The organism is Streptomyces sp. NPDC088747, from assembly GCF_044751025.1.
Classification (GTDB): Bacteria; Actinomycetota; Actinomycetes; order Streptomycetales; family Streptomycetaceae; genus Streptomyces.
Genome location: NZ_JBIVKZ010000015.1, coordinates 49,707 through 66,664 on the forward strand (window position 1 = coordinate 49,707; position 16,958 = coordinate 66,664).

Annotated in this window: 14 protein-coding genes and 3 tRNA genes; 5 read left to right on the plus strand and 12 right to left on the minus strand. The window is 71.1% G+C overall.

From position 1 onward, the window contains the following. Positions 1-214: 214 nt before the first annotated feature. From ACIP79_RS30205 to ACIP79_RS30230, 6 genes are all read right to left on the minus strand, one after another. On the minus strand, positions 215-757 hold the full coding sequence (locus tag ACIP79_RS30205) for a hypothetical protein (RefSeq protein WP_401228207.1): 543 nt from the start codon (positions 755-757) through the stop codon (positions 215-217). A 94-nt stretch (positions 758-851) separates the two neighbouring features. Then, complete coding sequence (locus ACIP79_RS30210; protein WP_401228208.1) at positions 852-1,739, minus strand: hypothetical protein; 888 nt, start codon at positions 1,737-1,739, stop codon at positions 852-854. A gap of 48 nt (positions 1,740-1,787) precedes the next feature. Then, entirely contained in the window at positions 1,788-2,954 is a 1,167-nt protein-coding gene (locus ACIP79_RS30215; RefSeq protein WP_401228210.1) for a hypothetical protein, read from the minus strand. Beyond that, positions 2,954-4,000 (minus strand): hypothetical protein, encoded by a 1,047-nt coding sequence (locus ACIP79_RS30220; RefSeq protein WP_401228212.1) that lies wholly within the window; start codon positions 3,998-4,000, stop codon positions 2,954-2,956. Before ACIP79_RS30220 ends, ACIP79_RS30215 begins: the two co-directional genes overlap by 1 nt. Then, on the minus strand, positions 3,997-4,806 hold the full coding sequence (locus tag ACIP79_RS30225; protein WP_401228214.1) for a cupin domain-containing protein: 810 nt from the start codon (positions 4,804-4,806) through the stop codon (positions 3,997-3,999). Before ACIP79_RS30225 ends, ACIP79_RS30220 begins: the two co-directional genes overlap by 4 nt. 145 nt (positions 4,807-4,951) lie before the next feature. After that, on the minus strand, positions 4,952-5,752 hold the full coding sequence (locus tag ACIP79_RS30230) for a hypothetical protein (RefSeq protein WP_401228215.1): 801 nt from the start codon (positions 5,750-5,752) through the stop codon (positions 4,952-4,954). Between the two features lie 409 nt (positions 5,753-6,161). Here ACIP79_RS30230 and ACIP79_RS30235 point away from each other — a divergent pair, with 409 nt between their 5' ends. Then, complete coding sequence (locus ACIP79_RS30235) at positions 6,162-6,296, plus strand: hypothetical protein (protein WP_401228217.1); 135 nt, start codon at positions 6,162-6,164, stop codon at positions 6,294-6,296. A gap of 260 nt (positions 6,297-6,556) precedes the next feature. Here ACIP79_RS30235 and ACIP79_RS30240 read toward each other — a convergent pair whose 3' ends face one another. From ACIP79_RS30240 to ACIP79_RS30265, 6 genes are all read right to left on the minus strand, one after another. Next, positions 6,557-7,432 (minus strand): geranyl diphosphate 2-C-methyltransferase, encoded by an 876-nt coding sequence (locus ACIP79_RS30240; protein ID WP_401228219.1) that lies wholly within the window; start codon positions 7,430-7,432, stop codon positions 6,557-6,559. 16 nt (positions 7,433-7,448) lie between these two features. Further along, the gene (locus ACIP79_RS30245; RefSeq protein ID WP_401228221.1) at positions 7,449-8,750 is read right to left on the minus strand and encodes a family 2 encapsulin nanocompartment cargo protein terpene cyclase; all 1,302 of its coding nucleotides are present in this window, start codon (positions 8,748-8,750) and stop codon (positions 7,449-7,451) included. Positions 8,751-8,812: 62 nt separating this feature from the next. After that, positions 8,813-10,228: a family 2B encapsulin nanocompartment shell protein gene (locus ACIP79_RS30250; RefSeq protein WP_401228223.1), complete on the minus strand. Its 1,416-nt coding sequence runs from the start codon at positions 10,226-10,228 to the stop codon at positions 8,813-8,815. Between the two features lie 489 nt (positions 10,229-10,717). Further along, positions 10,718-10,794 (minus strand) — tRNA-Ile (locus tag ACIP79_RS30255). Between the two features lie 167 nt (positions 10,795-10,961). Then, positions 10,962-11,034 (minus strand) — tRNA-Asn (locus ACIP79_RS30260). A 5-nt stretch (positions 11,035-11,039) separates the two neighbouring features. After that, a tRNA-Asn gene (locus ACIP79_RS30265) sits at positions 11,040-11,112 on the minus strand. A gap of 147 nt (positions 11,113-11,259) precedes the next feature. Here ACIP79_RS30265 and ACIP79_RS30270 point away from each other — a divergent pair. The 4 genes from ACIP79_RS30270 (at position 11,260) to ACIP79_RS30285 (ending at position 16,933) form a co-directional block, all read left to right on the plus strand. Further along, on the plus strand, positions 11,260-11,565 hold the full coding sequence (locus tag ACIP79_RS30270; protein WP_401228224.1) for a YtxH domain-containing protein: 306 nt from the start codon (positions 11,260-11,262) through the stop codon (positions 11,563-11,565). 64 nt (positions 11,566-11,629) lie between these two features. Continuing rightward, positions 11,630-13,084 carry an FGGY family carbohydrate kinase gene (locus tag ACIP79_RS30275; protein WP_401228226.1) on the plus strand — a complete coding sequence of 485 codons (1,455 nt, stop codon included), beginning with the start codon at positions 11,630-11,632 and terminating at the stop codon, positions 13,082-13,084. A gap of 187 nt (positions 13,085-13,271) precedes the next feature. Then, positions 13,272-15,005: an ABC transporter ATP-binding protein gene (locus tag ACIP79_RS30280; RefSeq protein ID WP_401228228.1), complete on the plus strand. Its 1,734-nt coding sequence runs from the start codon at positions 13,272-13,274 to the stop codon at positions 15,003-15,005. Further along, positions 15,005-16,933 carry an ABC transporter ATP-binding protein gene (locus ACIP79_RS30285; RefSeq protein ID WP_401228230.1) on the plus strand — a complete coding sequence of 643 codons (1,929 nt, stop codon included), beginning with the start codon at positions 15,005-15,007 and terminating at the stop codon, positions 16,931-16,933. The genes ACIP79_RS30280 and ACIP79_RS30285 overlap by 1 nt, the downstream gene beginning before the upstream one ends. The last annotated feature ends 25 nt before the right edge of the window (positions 16,934-16,958 follow it).

Genomic DNA, 16,958 nt, shown 5'->3' on the forward strand with positions numbered 1-16,958 from the left:
AGTACGGGAGTACGGGAGTACGGGAGTACGGGAGTACGGGAGTACGGGAGTACGGGAGTACGGGAGTACGGGAGTACGGGAGTACGGGAGTACGGGGTACGCGACAACGGAGCCCGGAGTGCGGAGTCCGGAAGCGGAGCCCGGAGTGCGGGACCCGGAGTGCGGAACCCGGAACCCGGCGCCCGATAGGGGAAGTCGGGAATCCGGCCCCGCGTCAGCCGAAGTCGTCGTCGCTCCACCCACCCCCGTCGTCACTGCCCCATGACCCGTCCCACACGTCGTCCCCACCGTCCCCACCACCCCCGTCGCCCCCGCCGCTGTCTCCCCCGCCCCCGGACGACGAGTTCTGCGCCTGCTGGCGCAACTCCTCTTCCTCCTCGGGCGTCAGGCTCAGCGGAGGCAGCTGCGTGGCGGTGATCGCCAGGCCCGCCAGACCGAGCCCGACGAGGATCGTGCCCAACTGGCCGCCGAAGGACGTCCGGTTGATCATGACGGTCTCGCCGGGGCCCCACAGGGTCCGGCCGTAGCCGATGTCCCGGCCGTAGGTCACCGTGCCGTCGGCGAGCAGACGCTTGATGATCCGGTCCCCGAGCAGTTCGTCGGTGCCGGAGGCGCCCCGGTTGTCGTGCCAGTGCACGACACGGCCGGTGGCCTGGTCCCGGCGGCGCCATTCCTGCCGTCCGTCGTCGTATCCGCGGTGAACGCTGCCGTCGGCGAGCAGTTCGTCGGTGTAGCCGATCTCGCGTGGCCGGATCATCGTCTCTGGTCCTCGGGTCTGCGGCGGTTCAGGCGGGTGGTCGTACGCCGGGCCGAGCCGCGGCGGTGCACGCCGGGCCGGGCGCGGGTGACGCTCATACGGCGGGCCAGGTCATGAAGCCCGCGCCACGCAGGTCGCGCAGCTCGGTCCAGACGGAGTTCCGGGGCGGTCGGGGCCCGCGGGTGAGCCGCAGCACGGTCCGCAGCAGCCGGGCGGGCCGCACGGCGGCGACCTCCGTGAACCGGCCCTCCGCCAGCCAGGCGACCTCATCGGGCCGCAGCCCCGCGGGCAGCGGTCCCAGGGCCGGCCGCGGGTCGGGCCGGCGGCCGGACATCAGGTGCAGCGCCGCCGCCTGCCGCGGCACCAGGCCCAGCGAGGCGACCCGTACGCCGGGAACCGCCCCGGCCTCGGCCCGTACCCGCGCGGGCAGGGTGAGTCCGGCCGGGCTCGCGTCGTGCAGGACGTACACGGTGGCTCCCTGGGCCCGTTCCAGGGCCGCCAGGAGCCTGGGGTCGAGCGGCAGATCGTCCTCGGCGGCCAGCACGGGGCAGGCCACCTCCAGGTGCAGATGGTTGGCGAGCAGCATCCGTGCGATCGCCCGGCCCTGGCAGACCAGCAGCCGGGGCAGGCCGTAGTCGTAGAGATCGGGCTCCCGGGAAGGTGCCGCGCCGACCGGAGGGTTCGCGGCCGGCTCCGGAAGCAGTCCGGGCATTTCCTCCCTGCCCAGGGCGTCGAGCGCGCGCGTGAACCGGGGCAGCCGTAGCGGCGGAGGCGGCGTACGGGGAATCCGCCGCGCCAGCCCCTCCGGCGGCGCGGGACGCAGTACCCGGCACGTCTCGTAGTACAACTGCCGCTCCGTGAAACGGATTTCGCCCGGCGCAGCCGCCCGTTCGGCGCCGAGCGCGATCCCCCGGCCCAGCAGCGGGCCGGGGGCGGGTGCCGTGTCCGGCCGCCGCCGCCCTGTGCCGCCTCGCACTGTCATCGAGTGATCCAGCCCTCTCTCACGTCCACGCACCGACACCCAGCGCCCTCATCCGGTGCTCCCGTCCCGCGCCGCGGACGTGCCGGACGGCTCCGGCCACGAGAAGAAGCCGACCGAGGCCGCGGAGCCGCGTACTCGGGCCAGTTCCAGCGCGCGTTCGACCGCCCGCTCGACGACCCTTTCGAGCAGTACCGGCGGCACCGCGGCGACCGGGCTCCACCAGCCCGCGGCCAGCCACTCGGCCTCCGTCAGGTTCAGACCGGCCTCCTCGCGCAGCCGGGTCACCAGGTTCGGCCCGGCCTCGGCGGGACGCGCGTACAGCCGTACCGTGTGCCGTCCGCGCATCGCCTCGCGGAGGGGCGGCGCGACGTCCACGACCACGCGTTCCGGCCTCGCCGCGCGGAGTTCGGCGGTCAGCAGCACGCTCCCCAGGCCGGTGTCGTGCACCGCCACCACCGGTACGTCGTCCCGCGGAAGCTCCTCGGCGGTGGTGACCAGGGCGACACCGAGCCGGGCCGGCACGCCGTTGGCGTCCAGGAAGGCGGTGACGGCCGGGTCGAGGCTGAGCAGGACGGCCCCGGGCTCCGCCGGGCGCGCGCCCACCACGTACCCCTTCTCGTCCATGATCCCGGCCGGCAGCCCGCCGTACGTCTGCGTCCACGGGCCGGCCATCAGCGCGCGGAAGGCGGCGTACGAGGGCACGACGGCCGCGGTCGGCGGCCACTGGGTGGTGTGCGTGGTGCGCTCGCCGCCGAGGTCGCCGAACGCCTCCGTCGCCCACCGGTACACGCCGGGGCAGACCGCGAACCCGACGAACGCGAGGAACCCGAGGGCGAGGAACCACACCAGCCCTTGGTTCACGGCGACGGCGAGGGCGACCGCTCCGGCGGCCGACGCCGCGGCGACACCGAAGAGAACGGCCAGCACCGGGACGATCACCAGCCACCGCACCCAGGACCGCTCCACCGTCGTACTGCTCCCGGTCGTCGCCGGTGTCACGGGGTTCTCGGTTCTGGCCAGGTACCACAGCTGGGTGAGCGTGACCCGCAGCCGTCCGCCGCCCGTGAGCCGACGGGCCACCCGCTCGATCCGCAGGTCGTTCATGCCGCGCCCGTGCTCCACCGGATCGAGGGCGAACCGCCGGCGGCAGTGCGCGCACACCTTGCCCGTACGGTCCTTGCGCCGGAGTCCGGCCCGGCAGTGGGGGCAGATCATCAGGCCCCCCTGGGCGGCGCCGACGGCATCGGCGGGGCGGGCGGTGCCGGCCAGGTCAGGAAGCCCAGGGAGGCCGCGCGCCGGCGCTGCGGGTCGGCGGCGGTGGCCACCCGTTCGGCGACCCGGTCGACGACGGCCAGCAGCCGGGCGGGCGGCACCCCGACGAGCGGGTACGTCCAGCCCTTGGCGAGCCACTTCAGTTCGGCGGGGGTGAACTCGCCGGAGGCGGCGAGCTCGGCCATGTCCGCCTCGCCCGGCCCGGCGTCCCGGAACGGCACCGCGCTCTCCCTCTCCCGCAGCCGGCGCAGCGGCAGTCCGGCGTCGACCACGGTCCGTCCCGGCAGGGCGACGCGCAGCCTGCGTACGAGGAGCAGGCCCTGCGCGCTCGCGTCGTGCAGGACGATCACCGGGCCGTATCCGGTCAGCCGACGCGGGTCGGTGAGGAGGGTGAGGCCGTGCCGCGCGGGCACACCGGCGGCGTCGAGGCACACGGCGACGGACAGGTCGGGGCAGATCAGCATGGCGGCGCCTGCTGGCGGGGCGGCCTGCCCGTCCGGGAGCCGGTCGTCGTCGACCAGGCCGGGCGGGAGGGAGCCGTAGACGCGCCGCCACTCCGCGAGCGGACCGGAGCGGAAGGCGCTCCGGGTGACCTTCGGCCGGCCCCGGCCGACGCCCAGCTGCATCGCGATCACGATGCCGAGGGCAGTCAGCAGCAACAGCCCGCCCGCCGCGGCGACCAGCGAGAGCTGGGTGATCAGCCCCACGAAGGCGAGCGCGCCCCCGAAGTACGCCGGGAGGCACCCACAGCCGAGCTGGATCCGGCTCTCGCGCAGCGACTTACGCGACAGCGCGTACCACAACTGACCTGGTGTGCAGGGCAGTTGCCCCTCGTTGGTCAAGGTGCCCATGACCCGACGCACCCGCAGGTCGCTGAGCCGCAGGTCGTTGGTCTTGGGGTCGAGCGCGTAGGCGCGCCGGCAGAATCCGCAGACGTTCCCGGGTCGTTCCTTGCGCAGGAGCGACTTCTCGCAGTGCGGACAGATCACCGTGACCCCTCCAGCGCGCCCGCCACCCGCCGCAGCCGCGCCGCGAGCCGTTCCCGTACGGTCGTGGCGCCCACGCCCCGTATTCGCTGGGCGTCCTCGATGGCCCGCAACTCGGCGGCGAGGGCGTGGTAGTCGGTGCCGGTGCCATAGCCGGTGGCGGTGAGGGCGACCGAGCCCGGCGGCGCGTCCGGCTCGTCGGCACCGGAGGCACCGGAGGCACCGGAGGCACCGGAGGCACCGGAGGCACCGGAGGCACCGATCAGAGGGGACACGGACACCCCCGTCGCGCGCCGCTCCGCCTCCCCCGCGGTGATCGCGTAGTCCTCGTGGTCGATGCCGTAGCCGGTGTTGGCGGCCAGGATCGTCAGCGGCACCGAGCCACGGTTGGCGAAGGAGTGCGGCATCATCTCCGGGATCCGGATCATCATGCCCGGCGACAGGGGCACTTCGGTGACCTCACCGCGTACGGCGTCGTACAGACCGCACGCCGCGTGCCCCAGGCTCAGCACGAAGTGCTCGCCGCCGTGGGCGTGCGGGGTGAACGCGCTGCGCGGGCCGACCACGCCCAGTTTGACGGTCGCGTTGGAGGGCCGCTCCGGCGAGGTCTTCGCGTCTCCCACCAGATAGTGGGCGAACTGCCCGTCGTCGATGAAGCGGAGGAACTCCCGCTCGGGGCCGAGCTCCCGCACGCCCTCCCGGTCAGCGAAGACGATCCCGCCGTCCGGTCCGAGGAGATACAGATCCACCCCGCCCGGCAGCCTCCCCGCCAGCAGCCGGAGCGGTGCCCCCTGAGATATGCCAGACATGCCGGACATAGAGACTCCCCCAGTGCTCTCCGCGCGCATCCGCATCGTAAGGCGCAGATCCGGAACAGCAGGAGCGTACAAGCCGAACTCCGGGGAGCCCAGAGGCGAACGGTGCCGCGCACGGCACCGCGCCCCCGGGGACCGCTCAGTCGGCGGCGACGTCGGAACTGCTCACGGCATCGCCGCTGGACGACGGCACCGACGACTCGGGCGCGCTGGGGGTGGGGCTGACCGTGGGATCGGCAGCGTCGCCGGAACTGCTGTCCGGCGTCGGGCTCGCGTCCGGCGAGACGGTGTCGGCCGTCCCCGGCACCGTGCCGTCCGACGCCCCCGGGGTCGGTGTGGGGCTGTCCGCGGGCTCGGCGTCACCGGCGGTGCCGCCGCCCACCGAGGTTCCGCTGCCCGACTCGTTCTTGAGAACGGCGGCCACCGGCTTGCCGGCGAACAGCTCCACCGCGGTCACCGTCACCATCCCCAGAGCGAACACCAGGCCCGTCGCCAGGGCGTACTTCTTCCAGGCGAAGGACTTCCACCGGGAGTCACCCCCCACCGCGGTGACCGGCCCGCTCCCGGAATCCGCGGAGGCCGCGGATTCCGCCGAGCCCTCGGAAGCCGCCGGTGCGCCGAAGGCGGCGCGGGCGTCCGCGCGCTGCTCCGCGCGCTCCTCACCCGGTGTCCGGGCCCCTCCCACGGACGGCACCCGGCTGCGGATCTCCTCGCCGGTCCGCCGGAACGCGTGCTGGAAGACCGCGGCGCCGGTGGTCGCGCTGGTACTGACCACGGCGGCACCGATGATCGTCCCGGTCACCCCCAGCATGGACGCAAGCCCCGCGCCCACCACGGTCGCGAGCGCACTCGCCGCCACCTGCACGGCGGTCAGGTCGAACACCTTGCCTTCTGACTCCTGTTCCTCTTCCTGCCCGGGTTCCTGTTTGGGCTTCTCCATCAACATCCCTAGCTGTCGGTAGCTCTCGGTAGCTGTCGGTGTCGGACGCCGTCCCGTGCCCGCCGGGCGCGCTGCGGCGAGATCGGTCGAACTCGCTTGATTGCAGCGGCACATGAGGCTCCCCCGGCGCCGCGGACGGCACAACGGGACGACTGCCCCGCTGGCGGCGTTTCATCTGCCGCAGCGGACAAGGGAGTTGGCAGACAGCAGAAAGCCGGGCGCGTGACCCGCCCGTTTCGACCGTCCGGTTCAGCGGCGTCCGGGGGGCCTGTCGGACTGAGGCACCGGCCGCAGGGGGGACGTACAGGGCCGCGACGCCGCGCAGTACAGCGCGGTTCTGGCCGTCGGCGTGCACACGTCCGCCGATACCGGTGGGCACCAGGGCCGACTGTCCGGCATGGAGATCGTGATGACCGGGCACAGCCCGTGGATCGTCCTGCTGTCCGACGTCAACCACGGTATGCCGATGAGCGTCGACAGCTACAAGCCGACGAGCGTCGGCAGCTACAACACGAGCAACGACATCGCCGACGTCGCGCGCTGACCCAGCGGAACAGGGGCCCGCGCAAGTCGCGGGCCCCTGTCCCCGTCGCAGAGAGGCTTCCCGGTGTCCCACCGCCTCCACCCGACGCAGTCGGCGCCGACCGTGCTCCTGACGGCCGTGGCGGTCGGCGGATGCTCCGCGTCCGCGAGCCCCCGCGCAAGAAGCGTGGGGGCGGTGGAAGGGGAATCCGCTGTGGGCGCGTTCGGGACACGTTCGCGAGCGTCGGGAGTGGTCGGGACCTAAGGCCCGGTGGCGTCCGTTCAGACGCGGTCGGCCGCGATCAGCACGTACTGGAAGGAACCGTCCCGGTAGGACTCGATGAACGCCTCCTCGATCCCGGTGACCAGCGAGGACGTGGCCCGCAGTTCCCAGTACGGCAGGGTGTCGGGAGTCAGGTCGATCACGGTCTGCGGCACGAGCCGGTTGTCGGCCATGGCCCGCAGGTACTCGCGCCGGGAGTGGATGTTGCACTCGAAGTGGGCGTTGATCTGCGAGACCCACTTCGACGGCTGGCCGTAACGGGGGTTCCAGCAGCCGGTGATGGTCACGTAGCGGCCCCCCACCTTGAGGAAGCGGGAGTGCTCGGCGAACAGGTCGTGCAGGTCGACGTACATGGTCGACTCGTTGTTCCACGAGGCAGCGACGCCGCCGTTCTCGAAGGGGGTGTCGAGCATGTTGCACACGCGCGAGCGGACGTGATCCTGGATACGCAGCTCCCGCGCCCGCGAGTTGCCGAAGTCGGCCTGCGTGGCCGAGAGCGTGACGCCTTCGACCTTGCAGCCGAAGCGCTGGTGGGCCATGACCATGGATCCGCCGCGACCGCACCCGGCGTCGACGAGGGTGTCGTCGGCCGTGACGGGGCCGAGATGGTCCAGGAGGAACTCGGCCTGGGCGGACTCCAGCCGGTGCAGCTCGGCGATCAGCCTCTTCTCGTACTCGCTGTGCTCCGGGTCGCCGAGCGCGGCGTGGTCGACAGCGCCGATGCCGTAGTGATGGTGGTAGAGCCCGTCCACGTCACCGAGGCGCAGGTTCACCGGCCTCGCCTCGCTGTTCCAGTAGCGGGCGATGTCTCCCTGATAGGGGGTCGTCGGGGCCGGGATCTTCGCGGAGAGTGCGGGGGTGAAGTCCGTGGTCACAGATGGCGTCCGTTCTTTACCAGAAGTCGGGCAGGCTGTAGCGGTAGGTGTTGGTGCGGTGCCAGTCGTGGTTGCCGTCGACCCAGGTGGCCACGCCCTTGAGGAAGCGCAGCAGGGCGGGCAGGGGGCAGGCCGCGGCGAGGTCGGCCGTTGCCGCCTCGAAGGCGTGCATGAGGTCGTTGTGGACCTCGACCGCCTTGAGATACGCGTCGCGCTCGGAGAGCCCTTCGCGTTCCGCGATCACCACGGGCAGGTTCAGGTGCCGGCCGGGACTGGCCAGTTCCTTGGTGTAGGAGTACAGGTCATTGACGATGGTGGTCGCGTTCCCGGCCAGCGCGATGACCCGTTGCGTCTCCGGCCGCGCTTGCAGGTCCGCCGGGAGCTCGTAGCCTCCGACGGTGTCCGTGATGGTGGGGCAGGGGCGGAAGTTGTTGAACTGGCGCATCGCCAGGTACTCCCACACCTCCGGGACATGGTCGGTCTCGGTCCAGGCCGCCTCGGCGAGATAACCCATGTGCAGCCGGGCCATGTCGTGCCGGAAGCGGTCGGCCTGGGAGGGCGTGGCCGCGCGGACGAAGTAGTCCATCGCGCTGCGATAGGCGCGCCGCGGCGGATCCGAGCCGAGCGACGTCTCCCACTCCGGGGCGTACTCCGGGGTGGTGTGGAGCGGGTCGAGCGCGGTGTGCGCGAGGAGGAGTCGCCCGCCGAGACCGACGGGTGAGCCGCCGTGGTCCTCGCAGTAGCAGTCGTCGACGGCGTTCTCCGCGACCATCAGCCGGGTGGCGATCATCAGGTGATCCACGGTGGGGGCGTCAGGATGGCAGCCGACCATGTACCGCCCGACGGAGAAGCCGTCGAACTGGCCTTCCCAGTCCTCGGGGTAGAGCTGGACCTCGTCCTCGGCCCAGCGTTTGATCCGACGGCTCACTTCCTCGACGCGCACCGGGTCGGGCTCCGGGACGGGGTGGTGGTACAGGCCGGGAACGGCCTTGCCCTCGGCAGGCGGCGCGGGAGCGGGGAGCGCCGGGTCCGGTGTGCGGGCCAGCGACAGCGAGGCCGTCCCCAGACCGGTCGGCCCGCCCAGGCCCCGGCTCTGGCTCCGGACGGCGGATACGGGGACGGGGGGTGCGGCCGGTGGACGCGGTGCACGGGCCAGGGACAGCGAGGCCGTCCCCAGGCCGGTCGGCCCGCCCAGGCCCCGGCTCCGGACGACGGGTTCGGGAGGTTCGGGAGGTTCGGCGGGCAGGACCGGCGTGGTGGTGGACGGCCCCGGCCGCCATTTGGGCACGGGTGGTCCGAGGGGCCCGGTGTCGGGCATCTGTTACTCCTTGCTGCGCTGGGCCGAGCGGGGGCGTCCGCCTGTTCGACGCGGGCACGCCGTCAGTGCCGCATGCGGGCGATCTGCACGTTCTCCAGCACTCCGAGCGCGTCGGGCAGGAGGACCGCGGCGGAGTAGTACGTGCTGACGAGATAGGAGATGACGGCCTGTTCGTTGATGCCCATGAAACGCGCGGAGAGGCCCGGCTCGACCTCGTCCGGCAGGCCTGTCTGCCGTAGGCCGATGACTCCCTGGTTCTCCTCACCCGTGCGCATCGCGATGATGGAGCTGGTCTGTTCCCTGCTGATCGGGATCTTGTTGCAGGGCAGGATCGGAACCCCGCGCCAGGCCGGGACCGACTGCCCGCCGAGGTCGACGTGGTCCGGGTAGAGGCCACAGGAGTTGAAGCCGTGTCCGATCGCGGCGATCGTCCTCGGGTGGGCGAGGAAGAACTTGGTTCCGCGGCGGCGGCAGAGCAGGTCGTCCATGTCGTCCGGGGTCGGCGGGCCGGAGTGCGTCTGGATGCGCTGCTTGAAGTCGGCGTTGTGCAGCAGCCCGAACTCACGGTTGTTGATGAGCTCGTGCTCCTGCCGCTCACGCAACGCCTCGATGGTGAGACGGAGTTGCTCCTCCGTCTGGTTCATCGGCCCGTTGTAGAGGTCGGCGACCCGGCTGTGGATTCTCAGGACGGTCTGGGCGACGGAGAGTTCGTACTCGCGCGGCTTCAGCTCGTAGTCCACGAAGGTGGCCGGCAGGTCGGCCTCGCCGGTGTGGCCGGCCGACAGGGCGATCTCGGCCTCGCCGTGTTTGTTCTGCGGCCGCCGTGCGGCGGAGCCGAACTCCTCGATGTGGGCCTGGAGTCCGGGCGCGGCCTCCCGTACGGCGGCGAAGTCGGAGCGGGAGAGCGTGAGGAGAGTGCCGGAGGTCTCGGCGGTGGCCGTGCAGGGGTGGCGGGCGTCGGAGTCCAGCAGAGCGTTCTCGCCGAAGTGGTCGCCGTCCGCGAGTACCCCGATGGCGGTCGCTCCGCCGTACTGGCCCTCGCCTGACTGGCGGACGCGGCCGTGGGCGATCAGGTGGATCCGGTCCGCCGGGCTGCCGCGCTCGACGAGGACCTCACCGGCGGCGAAGTCACGCTGCACACAGCGTTCGGCCAGGGCGGTGAGGACGTCCACGTCGTCGAAGCCCCGCAGCAGGGCCAGTTCACCGAGTTCCTGGGGGATCACACGAACCGTGGGACCCTCCTGGACGAACTCGATGCGCCCGTCGCCGACGGTGTGCCTGAGCCGCCGGTTCACCCGGTAGGCGCCGCCCTTGGCCTCGACCCAGGGGAGCATCCGCAGCAACCAGCGGGAGGTGATCTCCTGCATCTGCGGGGCGGACTTGGTGGTCGTGGCGAGGTTACGGGCGGCGACGGTGCCGAGGGCCTGCTGTGGAAATACCGGCGCGGCCTGGACTTCCGGGCTGCTGTCAACGGTCATCGGGGTGAGGTGCTCCTTGCCGGAGACGGTGCGGATCGGGGCGATCCCTCTACCCCCAGGACGGTAGGACCGGCCGCCCGGCATCTCCACGGAAACCCCAGCAGCTTCCGTCGAAGCGGTGAACATCTTCGGCTTCGGTTTATCGGTGGGCGAGCACGGGATTCCCCAGGTGGGCCGGGTTCCGCGGCAGGTGGTTCGCCGGAGCCGGGGTGGCCGAGGCCGCTGTGCGGGGCAGTGCGGTGCGTGCGGGCGGCGGCCCGGCCGGGCCGGGAGCTCGTGCCGAGCAACCCCCGCTCGATGGTGGCGAAGAACCAGGCGTTCTTCGGAACCGGAGAGAGTGAGCAGAGCCCGTCGAGCTTGACGGGAGTCGACGTCCCGAATCTGTCCCGCCGCTCACGAAAGCGTGATCAAGACGTACCGCCCGCGGCCCCCGCCTTGTCTGCCCACCGGCAAAGCCGCTGCTCGGATCGATTCTGCCCGCGTAGCGCGTGGTGGGGCGGGTGGGACTCGAACCCACGGCCGACGGATTATGAGTCCGCTGCTCTAACCGGCTGAGCTACCGCCCCATCTACGGCGCGTCGCGCACATTTGTGCGCGCCGTCTGCCGCAGCATAGCCGCTCATACGATCTCCTGCTTCGGATGGTCGGCTTCGCATGACCATGAGGACTTCGGCGTGCCGCGCCCGGTTCCGGCGGACATGAAAAAGGACCCCTGAGGGGTCCTCTTCCGTTGCTCTCCCGACTGGACTCGAACCAGTAACCTGCCGGTTAACAGCCGGCTGCTCTGCCAATTGAGCTACAGGAGATCGAGCTCCCCCGACTGGACTCGAACCAGTAACCTGCCGGTTAACAGCCGGCTGCTCTGCCAATTGAGCTACAGGGGATCGCTTCGCCGCATCGAACGCGGCTACCTGGGTATTCGCCAGGGGGCGTGCGCTCGCTGCGACACATACATTAGCGCAAGCAGGGGGGTGCTCCGCCAATCGGTTCCGCCCCCACACCGATGCCGACGCAAGGGAAGGGTGGTCGTCATGCGCTACCGGCTCACATTCGTCGCCGGAGTGGCTCTGGGTTACGTGCTGGGCACACGCGCCGGGCGCGAACGTTACGAGCAGTTGAAGAAATCCGCCCGGCGGATCTCGCAGAACCCGGCGGTGCGCAACACCGCTGAGACCGCCGCTCAGCAGGGCCGCGAGTTCGCCGGCAAGGCGTACCACGCGGTGAGCGAGAAGGTGGGGGACAAGGTCCCCGTCTCTGTGGCCGGGCGGGTCCGCTCACTGCGCGAGCGGAACACGAACGGCCGCCGCGAGGACGACTGGGGCACGTCCAACACCTAGCGATCGGGTCCGTACCTGTCCGGTCCGGCGCGGTTCCCTCCCGCAGTACGGCAGAATTTGCGCCATGGGGATAGTCGCCGGGTTGGACAGTTCACCCGATTTCACTCGAATCGTCGTCTGCGACGCGGACACGGGCACCGTGCTCAAACAGGGGTTCGCGCCGCATCCGGTCGATCCCGCCGAGGGCGGCGGTCGTCCTTCCGACGTCGATCCGCAGGCCTGGCTGCTGTCCCTGGGAGAGGCGGCCGGCGGCGGGCTGCTCGAAGGTGTGCAGGCCATCGGCGTGTCGGCGCAGCAGAACGGCCTCGTCCTGCTGGACGCCCAGGGCAACACGGTGCGGCCCGCGCTCGTCGGAAGTGACAAGCGGGCGCAGGTCGCCGCCGCCGATCTGGTCGACGCCCTCGGCGGGCGCGAGGCCTGGGCGCAGGCCGTCGGCTCCGTGCCGCAGGCCGCCCAGCCGGTGACCAAACTCCGCTGGCTGAGCCGGACCGAGCCGGACGCGGCGCGCCGGACGGCCTTCCTGATGCAGGCGCACGACTGGCTCGTGTGGCAGTTGCTCGGACGGCCGGCGCGCAGGACCACCGACCGCGGCGGCGCCTCCGGAACGGGTTACTGGTCGGCGGCGACCGGCGGTTACCGGCCGGACCTCGTCGAGATGGCGCTCGGCCACCAGGTCGGCCTGCCCGAGGTGCTCGGCCCGTCCGACGCGGCGGGGACCACTCCGGAGGGGCTCCTCATCTCCGCCGGTACGGGCGAGACCATGGCGGCCGCGTTCGGGCTCGGTATCGGGCTCGGGGACGCGGTCGTCTCGCTGGGAGCCTCCGGGTCCGTGATGGCCGTACACCCCGAGGCGCTGGTCGACTCCTCCGGCATGATCACCTCGCTGGCCGACGCGACCGGCATGCACCTGCCGGTCGTCAGCACCCTCAACGCCGTACGAGCCCTGCGCGGTGCCGTCGAGCTCCTCGGGCTGCCCGACCTGGAGAGTCTGTCCGACCTGGCGATGAAGTCGACGCCGGGTTCGCACGGGCTGGTGATGCTGCCGTATCTGGAGGGCGAGCGGACGCCGAACCTGCCGCACACGGCGGGGCTGCTGGCCGGGCTGCGGCGGGAGTCGATGCGGCCCGAGCACCTGGCGCGCGCCGCGTTCGAGGGGATGCTGTGCGGGCTCGCGGACGCGCTCGACGTGCTGCGCGGCCGGGGCGTCGACGTACGCCGGATCTTCCTGCTGGGACAGGCCGCCGAGCTGCCCGCCGTACAGGCCGTGGCGCCCGCGCTGTTCGGCGCGCAGGTCGTGGTGCCGCAGCCCGCGGACTACGCCGCCTTCGGCGCGGCCCGGCAGGCGGCCTGGGCGCTCGGCGCCTCGCAGGGCACCCTCGACCCGCGGAACCCGCCCGCCTGGCAGGGCCCGGTCGCGCAGGTGCTGGAGCCCGGCGAGGAACTGGCCGTGGGTCAGGCCGTACGACAGCAGTACGTGTCGGTACGGGAGCAGACGCACCCGGGGGCGTTCCGCGGCTAGGGGACGGGGGCGTTCCGTGGCTAGGGGCCGGGGGCGTACGTCCGAGGGCCGAGGGTGGCTCGGTTCTTGGCCTGCACTTGGGTTAATCGGTTGAGGTAACACGGGTGGAGTGTCGGACGATAGGGAGGGGTGCACCCACCGCACCCATCGCGCCCGCCCGCCAGCCGTCGACTCCGAGAGACCCCGCGTGCTCATACGACTTCTGAAGACTTATCTCCGTCCGTACAAGAAACCCATCGCCCTGCTGGTGCTGCTCCAGTTCCTGCAGACCTGCGCGACGCTCTACCTGCCGACGCTCAACGCGCACATCATCGACAACGGTGTCGTGAAGGGCGACACGGGCTACATCCTGTCCTTCGGCGGGGTGATGATCGCGATCTCGCTGGCGCAGGTCGTCTGCAACATCGGGGCGGTCTACTACGGAGCCCGTACGGCGTCGGCGGTCGGCCGGGACATCCGGGCCGCCATCTTCGACCGCGTCCAGTCCTTCTCGGCGCGCGAGGTCAACCACTTCGGGGCGCCCTCGCTGATCACCCGCACCACCAATGACGTCCAGCAGGTGCAGATGCTGACCCTGATGACGTTCACCCTTCTGGTGTCGGCCCCGATCATGTGTGTGGGCGGAATCGTCCTGGCCCTCGGCCTGGACGTGCCGCTGTCCGGGGTGCTGGTCGCCGTGGTGCCGGTCCTGGGTCTCGCCGTGACGCTGATCATCCGGCGGCTGCGGCCGCTGTTCCGCACCATGCAGGTCCGGCTGGACACCGTGAACCGCGTGCTGCGCGAGCAGATCACCGGCAACCGCGTGATCCGCGCCTTCGTACGGGACGACTACGAGAAGGAGCGCTTCCGGAAGGCGAACACCGATCTGACCGAGGTGTCGCTGGGCACCGGGCGGCTGCTCGCGCTGATGTTCCCGATCGTCATGACCGTCGTGAACCTGTCGTCGATCGCCGTGGTGTGGTTCGGCGCCCACCGCATCGACAGCGGGGGCATGCAGATCGGCGACCTGACGGCGTTCCTCGCCTACCTCATGCAGATCGTGATGTCCGTGATGATGGCCACCTTCATGTTCATGATGGTGCCGCGCGCGGAGGTCTGCGCCGAGCGCATCGAGGAGGTCCTGGACACCGCCAGCAGCGTGGTGCCGCCGACGGCGCCCGTCCTGGAGCTGCGGCGCCACGGCCACCTGGAGATCCGGGGCGGCGGGTTCCGCTACCCGGGCGCCGAGGAGCCGGTGCTCAGGGCTGTGGACCTGGTGGCGCGGCCGGGTGAGACGACCGCCGTGATCGGGTCGACGGGCAGCGGCAAGTCGACGCTGCTGGGGCTGGTGCCCCGGCTGTTCGACGCGACCGACGGCGAGGTGCTCGTGGACGGCGTGGACGTGGCGACCATCGAGCCGAAGCTGCTGGCCCGGACGGTCGGCCTGGTCCCGCAGAAGCCGTACCTCTTCGCGGGCACGGTGGCGACGAACCTGCGCTACGGCAATCCGGACGCCACCGACGAGGAACTGTGGCACGCGCTGGAGGTGGCGCAGGCCAAGGGCTTCGTGGAGCAGCTGGAGAACGGCCTCGACTCCCCCATCGCGCAGGGCGGCACGAACGTGTCGGGCGGCCAGCGCCAACGCCTCGCGATCGCCCGCACCCTCGTGCAGCGGCCGGAGATCTACCTCTTCGACGACTCGTTCTCGGCGCTCGACTACAAGACCGACGCCATGCTGCGCGCGGCGCTCGCGGAGGAGACCTCCGAGGCGACCGTGGTGATCGTCGCCCAGCGGGTGTCGACCATCCGGGACGCCGACCGGATCGTGGTCCTGGACGAGGGCCGGGTCGTCGGCACCGGACGCCACCACGAACTGATGGCGGGCAACGAGACCTACCGGGAGATCGTGCTCTCCCAGCTCACGGAAGCGGAGGCAGCCTGATGGCCGGGCCTATGGGGCGCATGATGGCCGGGGGCGGTCCCGACCAGCGCTCGATGGATTTCCAGGGGTCCGGCAAACGGCTCCTGGCGCAGTTCAAGCCCGAGCGCGCCACGATGTACGTGATGCTCGTCGCCGTGGTCCTGAGCGTGGGCTTCACGGTGGTGGGCCCGAAGATCCTGGGCCGGGCCACCGACCTGGTCTTCGCGGGCATCATCGGGCGGGAGATGCCGGCCGGTCAGTCCAAGGCCGAGGTCCTCGCGGCCATGCGGGAGCGCGGCGACGGCGGCATGGCCGACATGCTCTCCGGGACGGACTTCACACCGGGCGAGGGCATCGACTTCCACGCGGTCGGTGAGGTGCTGCTGCTCGCGCTCGTGGTGTTCTTGCTGGCCGGCGTGCTGATGGCGGTGGCCACCCGGCTGGTCAACCGGTCGGTCAACAAGACGGTCTTCCGGATGCGCGAGGACCTCCAGGCGAAGCTGTCGCGGCTTCCGCTGTCGTACTTCGACAAGCGGCAGCGCGGCGAGGTGCTCAGCCGGGCGACCAATGACCTCGACAACATCGGGCAGACCCTCCAGCAGTCGATGGGCCAGCTCATCAACTCGATGCTGACCATCATCGGTGTGCTGGCGATGATGTTCTGGGTCTCGCCGCTGCTGGCGCTGGTGGCGCTGGTCACCGTGCCGCTGTCCTTCTTCATCGCCACCCGGGTCGGCAAGCGTTCCCAGCCGCACTTCGTGCAGCAGTGGCGGACCACCGGCAAGCTCAACGCGCACGTCGAGGAGATGTACACCGGGCACAACCTGGTGAAGGTGTTCGGGCGCCAGGAGGAGTCGGCGGCGCAGTTCGCCGAGCAGAACGAGAAGCTGTACGAGGCCGGGTTCAAGGCGCAGTTCAACAGCGGGATCATGCAGCCGCTGATGATGTTCGTGTCCAACCTGAACTATGTGCTGGTCGCCGTGGTGGGCGGACTGCGGGTCGCCTCCGGCTCGCTGTCCATCGGTGACGTGCAGGCCTTCATCCAGTACTCGCGGCAGTTCTCGATGCCGCTGACGCAGGTCGCCTCGATGGCCAACCTGGTGCAGTCCGGCGTCGCCTCCGCCGAGCGGATCTTCGAACTGCTCGACGCGGAGGAGCAGGAGGCCGACCCGGTACCGTCGCTGCGCCCCGAGGAACTGCACGGGCGGGTGGCCCTGGAGAACGTGTCCTTCCGCTACGACCCCGAGAAGCCGCTCATCGAGAACCTGTCGCTGAAGGTGGAACCCGGGCACACCGTCGCGATCGTGGGACCCACCGGCGCCGGCAAGACCACCCTGGTCAACCTCCTCATGCGGTTCTACGACGTCACCGGGGGCCGGATCACCCTCGACGGGGTCGACATCACCGCCATGTCCCGCGACGAACTCCGGGACGGCATCGGGATGGTGCTCCAGGACACCTGGCTGTTCGGGGGGACGATCGCGGAGAACATCGCGTACGGCTCCTCGCGCGAGGTGACTCGCGGGGAGATCGAGGAGGCCGCGCGGGCCGCGCACGCCGACCGGTTCGTGCGGACGCTTCCCGACGGGTACGACACCGTCATCGACGACGAGGGTACGGGGGTGAGCGCGGGTGAGAAGCAGCTCATCACCATCGCGCGGGCGTTCCTGTCGGATCCGGTGATCCTGGTGCTCGACGAGGCGACGAGTTCCGTGGACACCCGTACGGAGGTTCTGATCCAGAAGGCCATGGCGAAGCTCGCGCACGGGCGTACGTCGTTCGTGATCGCGCACCGGTTGTCGACGATCCGCGACGCGGACACGATCCTCGTCATGGAGAACGGGTCCATCGTCGAGCAGGGCGCCCACGCGGAGCTCCTCGCCGCCGACGGCGCCTACGCCCGCCTCTACCAGGCCCAGTTCGCGGAGGCGGTCGCCGAGGTGGACTGACCTTTTTTCGCCCCCTCCGCCCCTT

Coding starts and splice junctions, on each gene's coding strand:
- ACIP79_RS30205 (WP_401228207.1), bottom strand. CDS start 757: ATGATCCGGCCACGCGAGATCGGCTACACCGACGAACTGCTCGCCGAC.
- ACIP79_RS30210 (WP_401228208.1), bottom strand. CDS start 1,739: ATGACAGTGCGAGGCGGCACAGGGCGGCGGCGGCCGGACACGGCACCC.
- ACIP79_RS30215 (WP_401228210.1), bottom strand. CDS start 2,954: ATGATCTGCCCCCACTGCCGGGCCGGACTCCGGCGCAAGGACCGTACG.
- ACIP79_RS30225 (WP_401228214.1), bottom strand. CDS start 4,806: ATGTCTGGCATATCTCAGGGGGCACCGCTCCGGCTGCTGGCGGGGAGG.
- ACIP79_RS30230 (WP_401228215.1), bottom strand. CDS start 5,752: ATGGAGAAGCCCAAACAGGAACCCGGGCAGGAAGAGGAACAGGAGTCA.
- ACIP79_RS30235 (WP_401228217.1), top strand. CDS start 6,162: ATGACCGGGCACAGCCCGTGGATCGTCCTGCTGTCCGACGTCAACCAC.
- ACIP79_RS30245 (WP_401228221.1), bottom strand. CDS start 8,750: ATGCCCGACACCGGGCCCCTCGGACCACCCGTGCCCAAATGGCGGCCG.
- ACIP79_RS30250 (WP_401228223.1), bottom strand. CDS start 10,228: ATGACCGTTGACAGCAGCCCGGAAGTCCAGGCCGCGCCGGTATTTCCA.
- ACIP79_RS30270 (WP_401228224.1), top strand. CDS start 11,260: ATGCGCTACCGGCTCACATTCGTCGCCGGAGTGGCTCTGGGTTACGTG.
- ACIP79_RS30275 (WP_401228226.1), top strand. CDS start 11,630: ATGGGGATAGTCGCCGGGTTGGACAGTTCACCCGATTTCACTCGAATC.
- ACIP79_RS30285 (WP_401228230.1), top strand. CDS start 15,005: ATGGCCGGGCCTATGGGGCGCATGATGGCCGGGGGCGGTCCCGACCAG.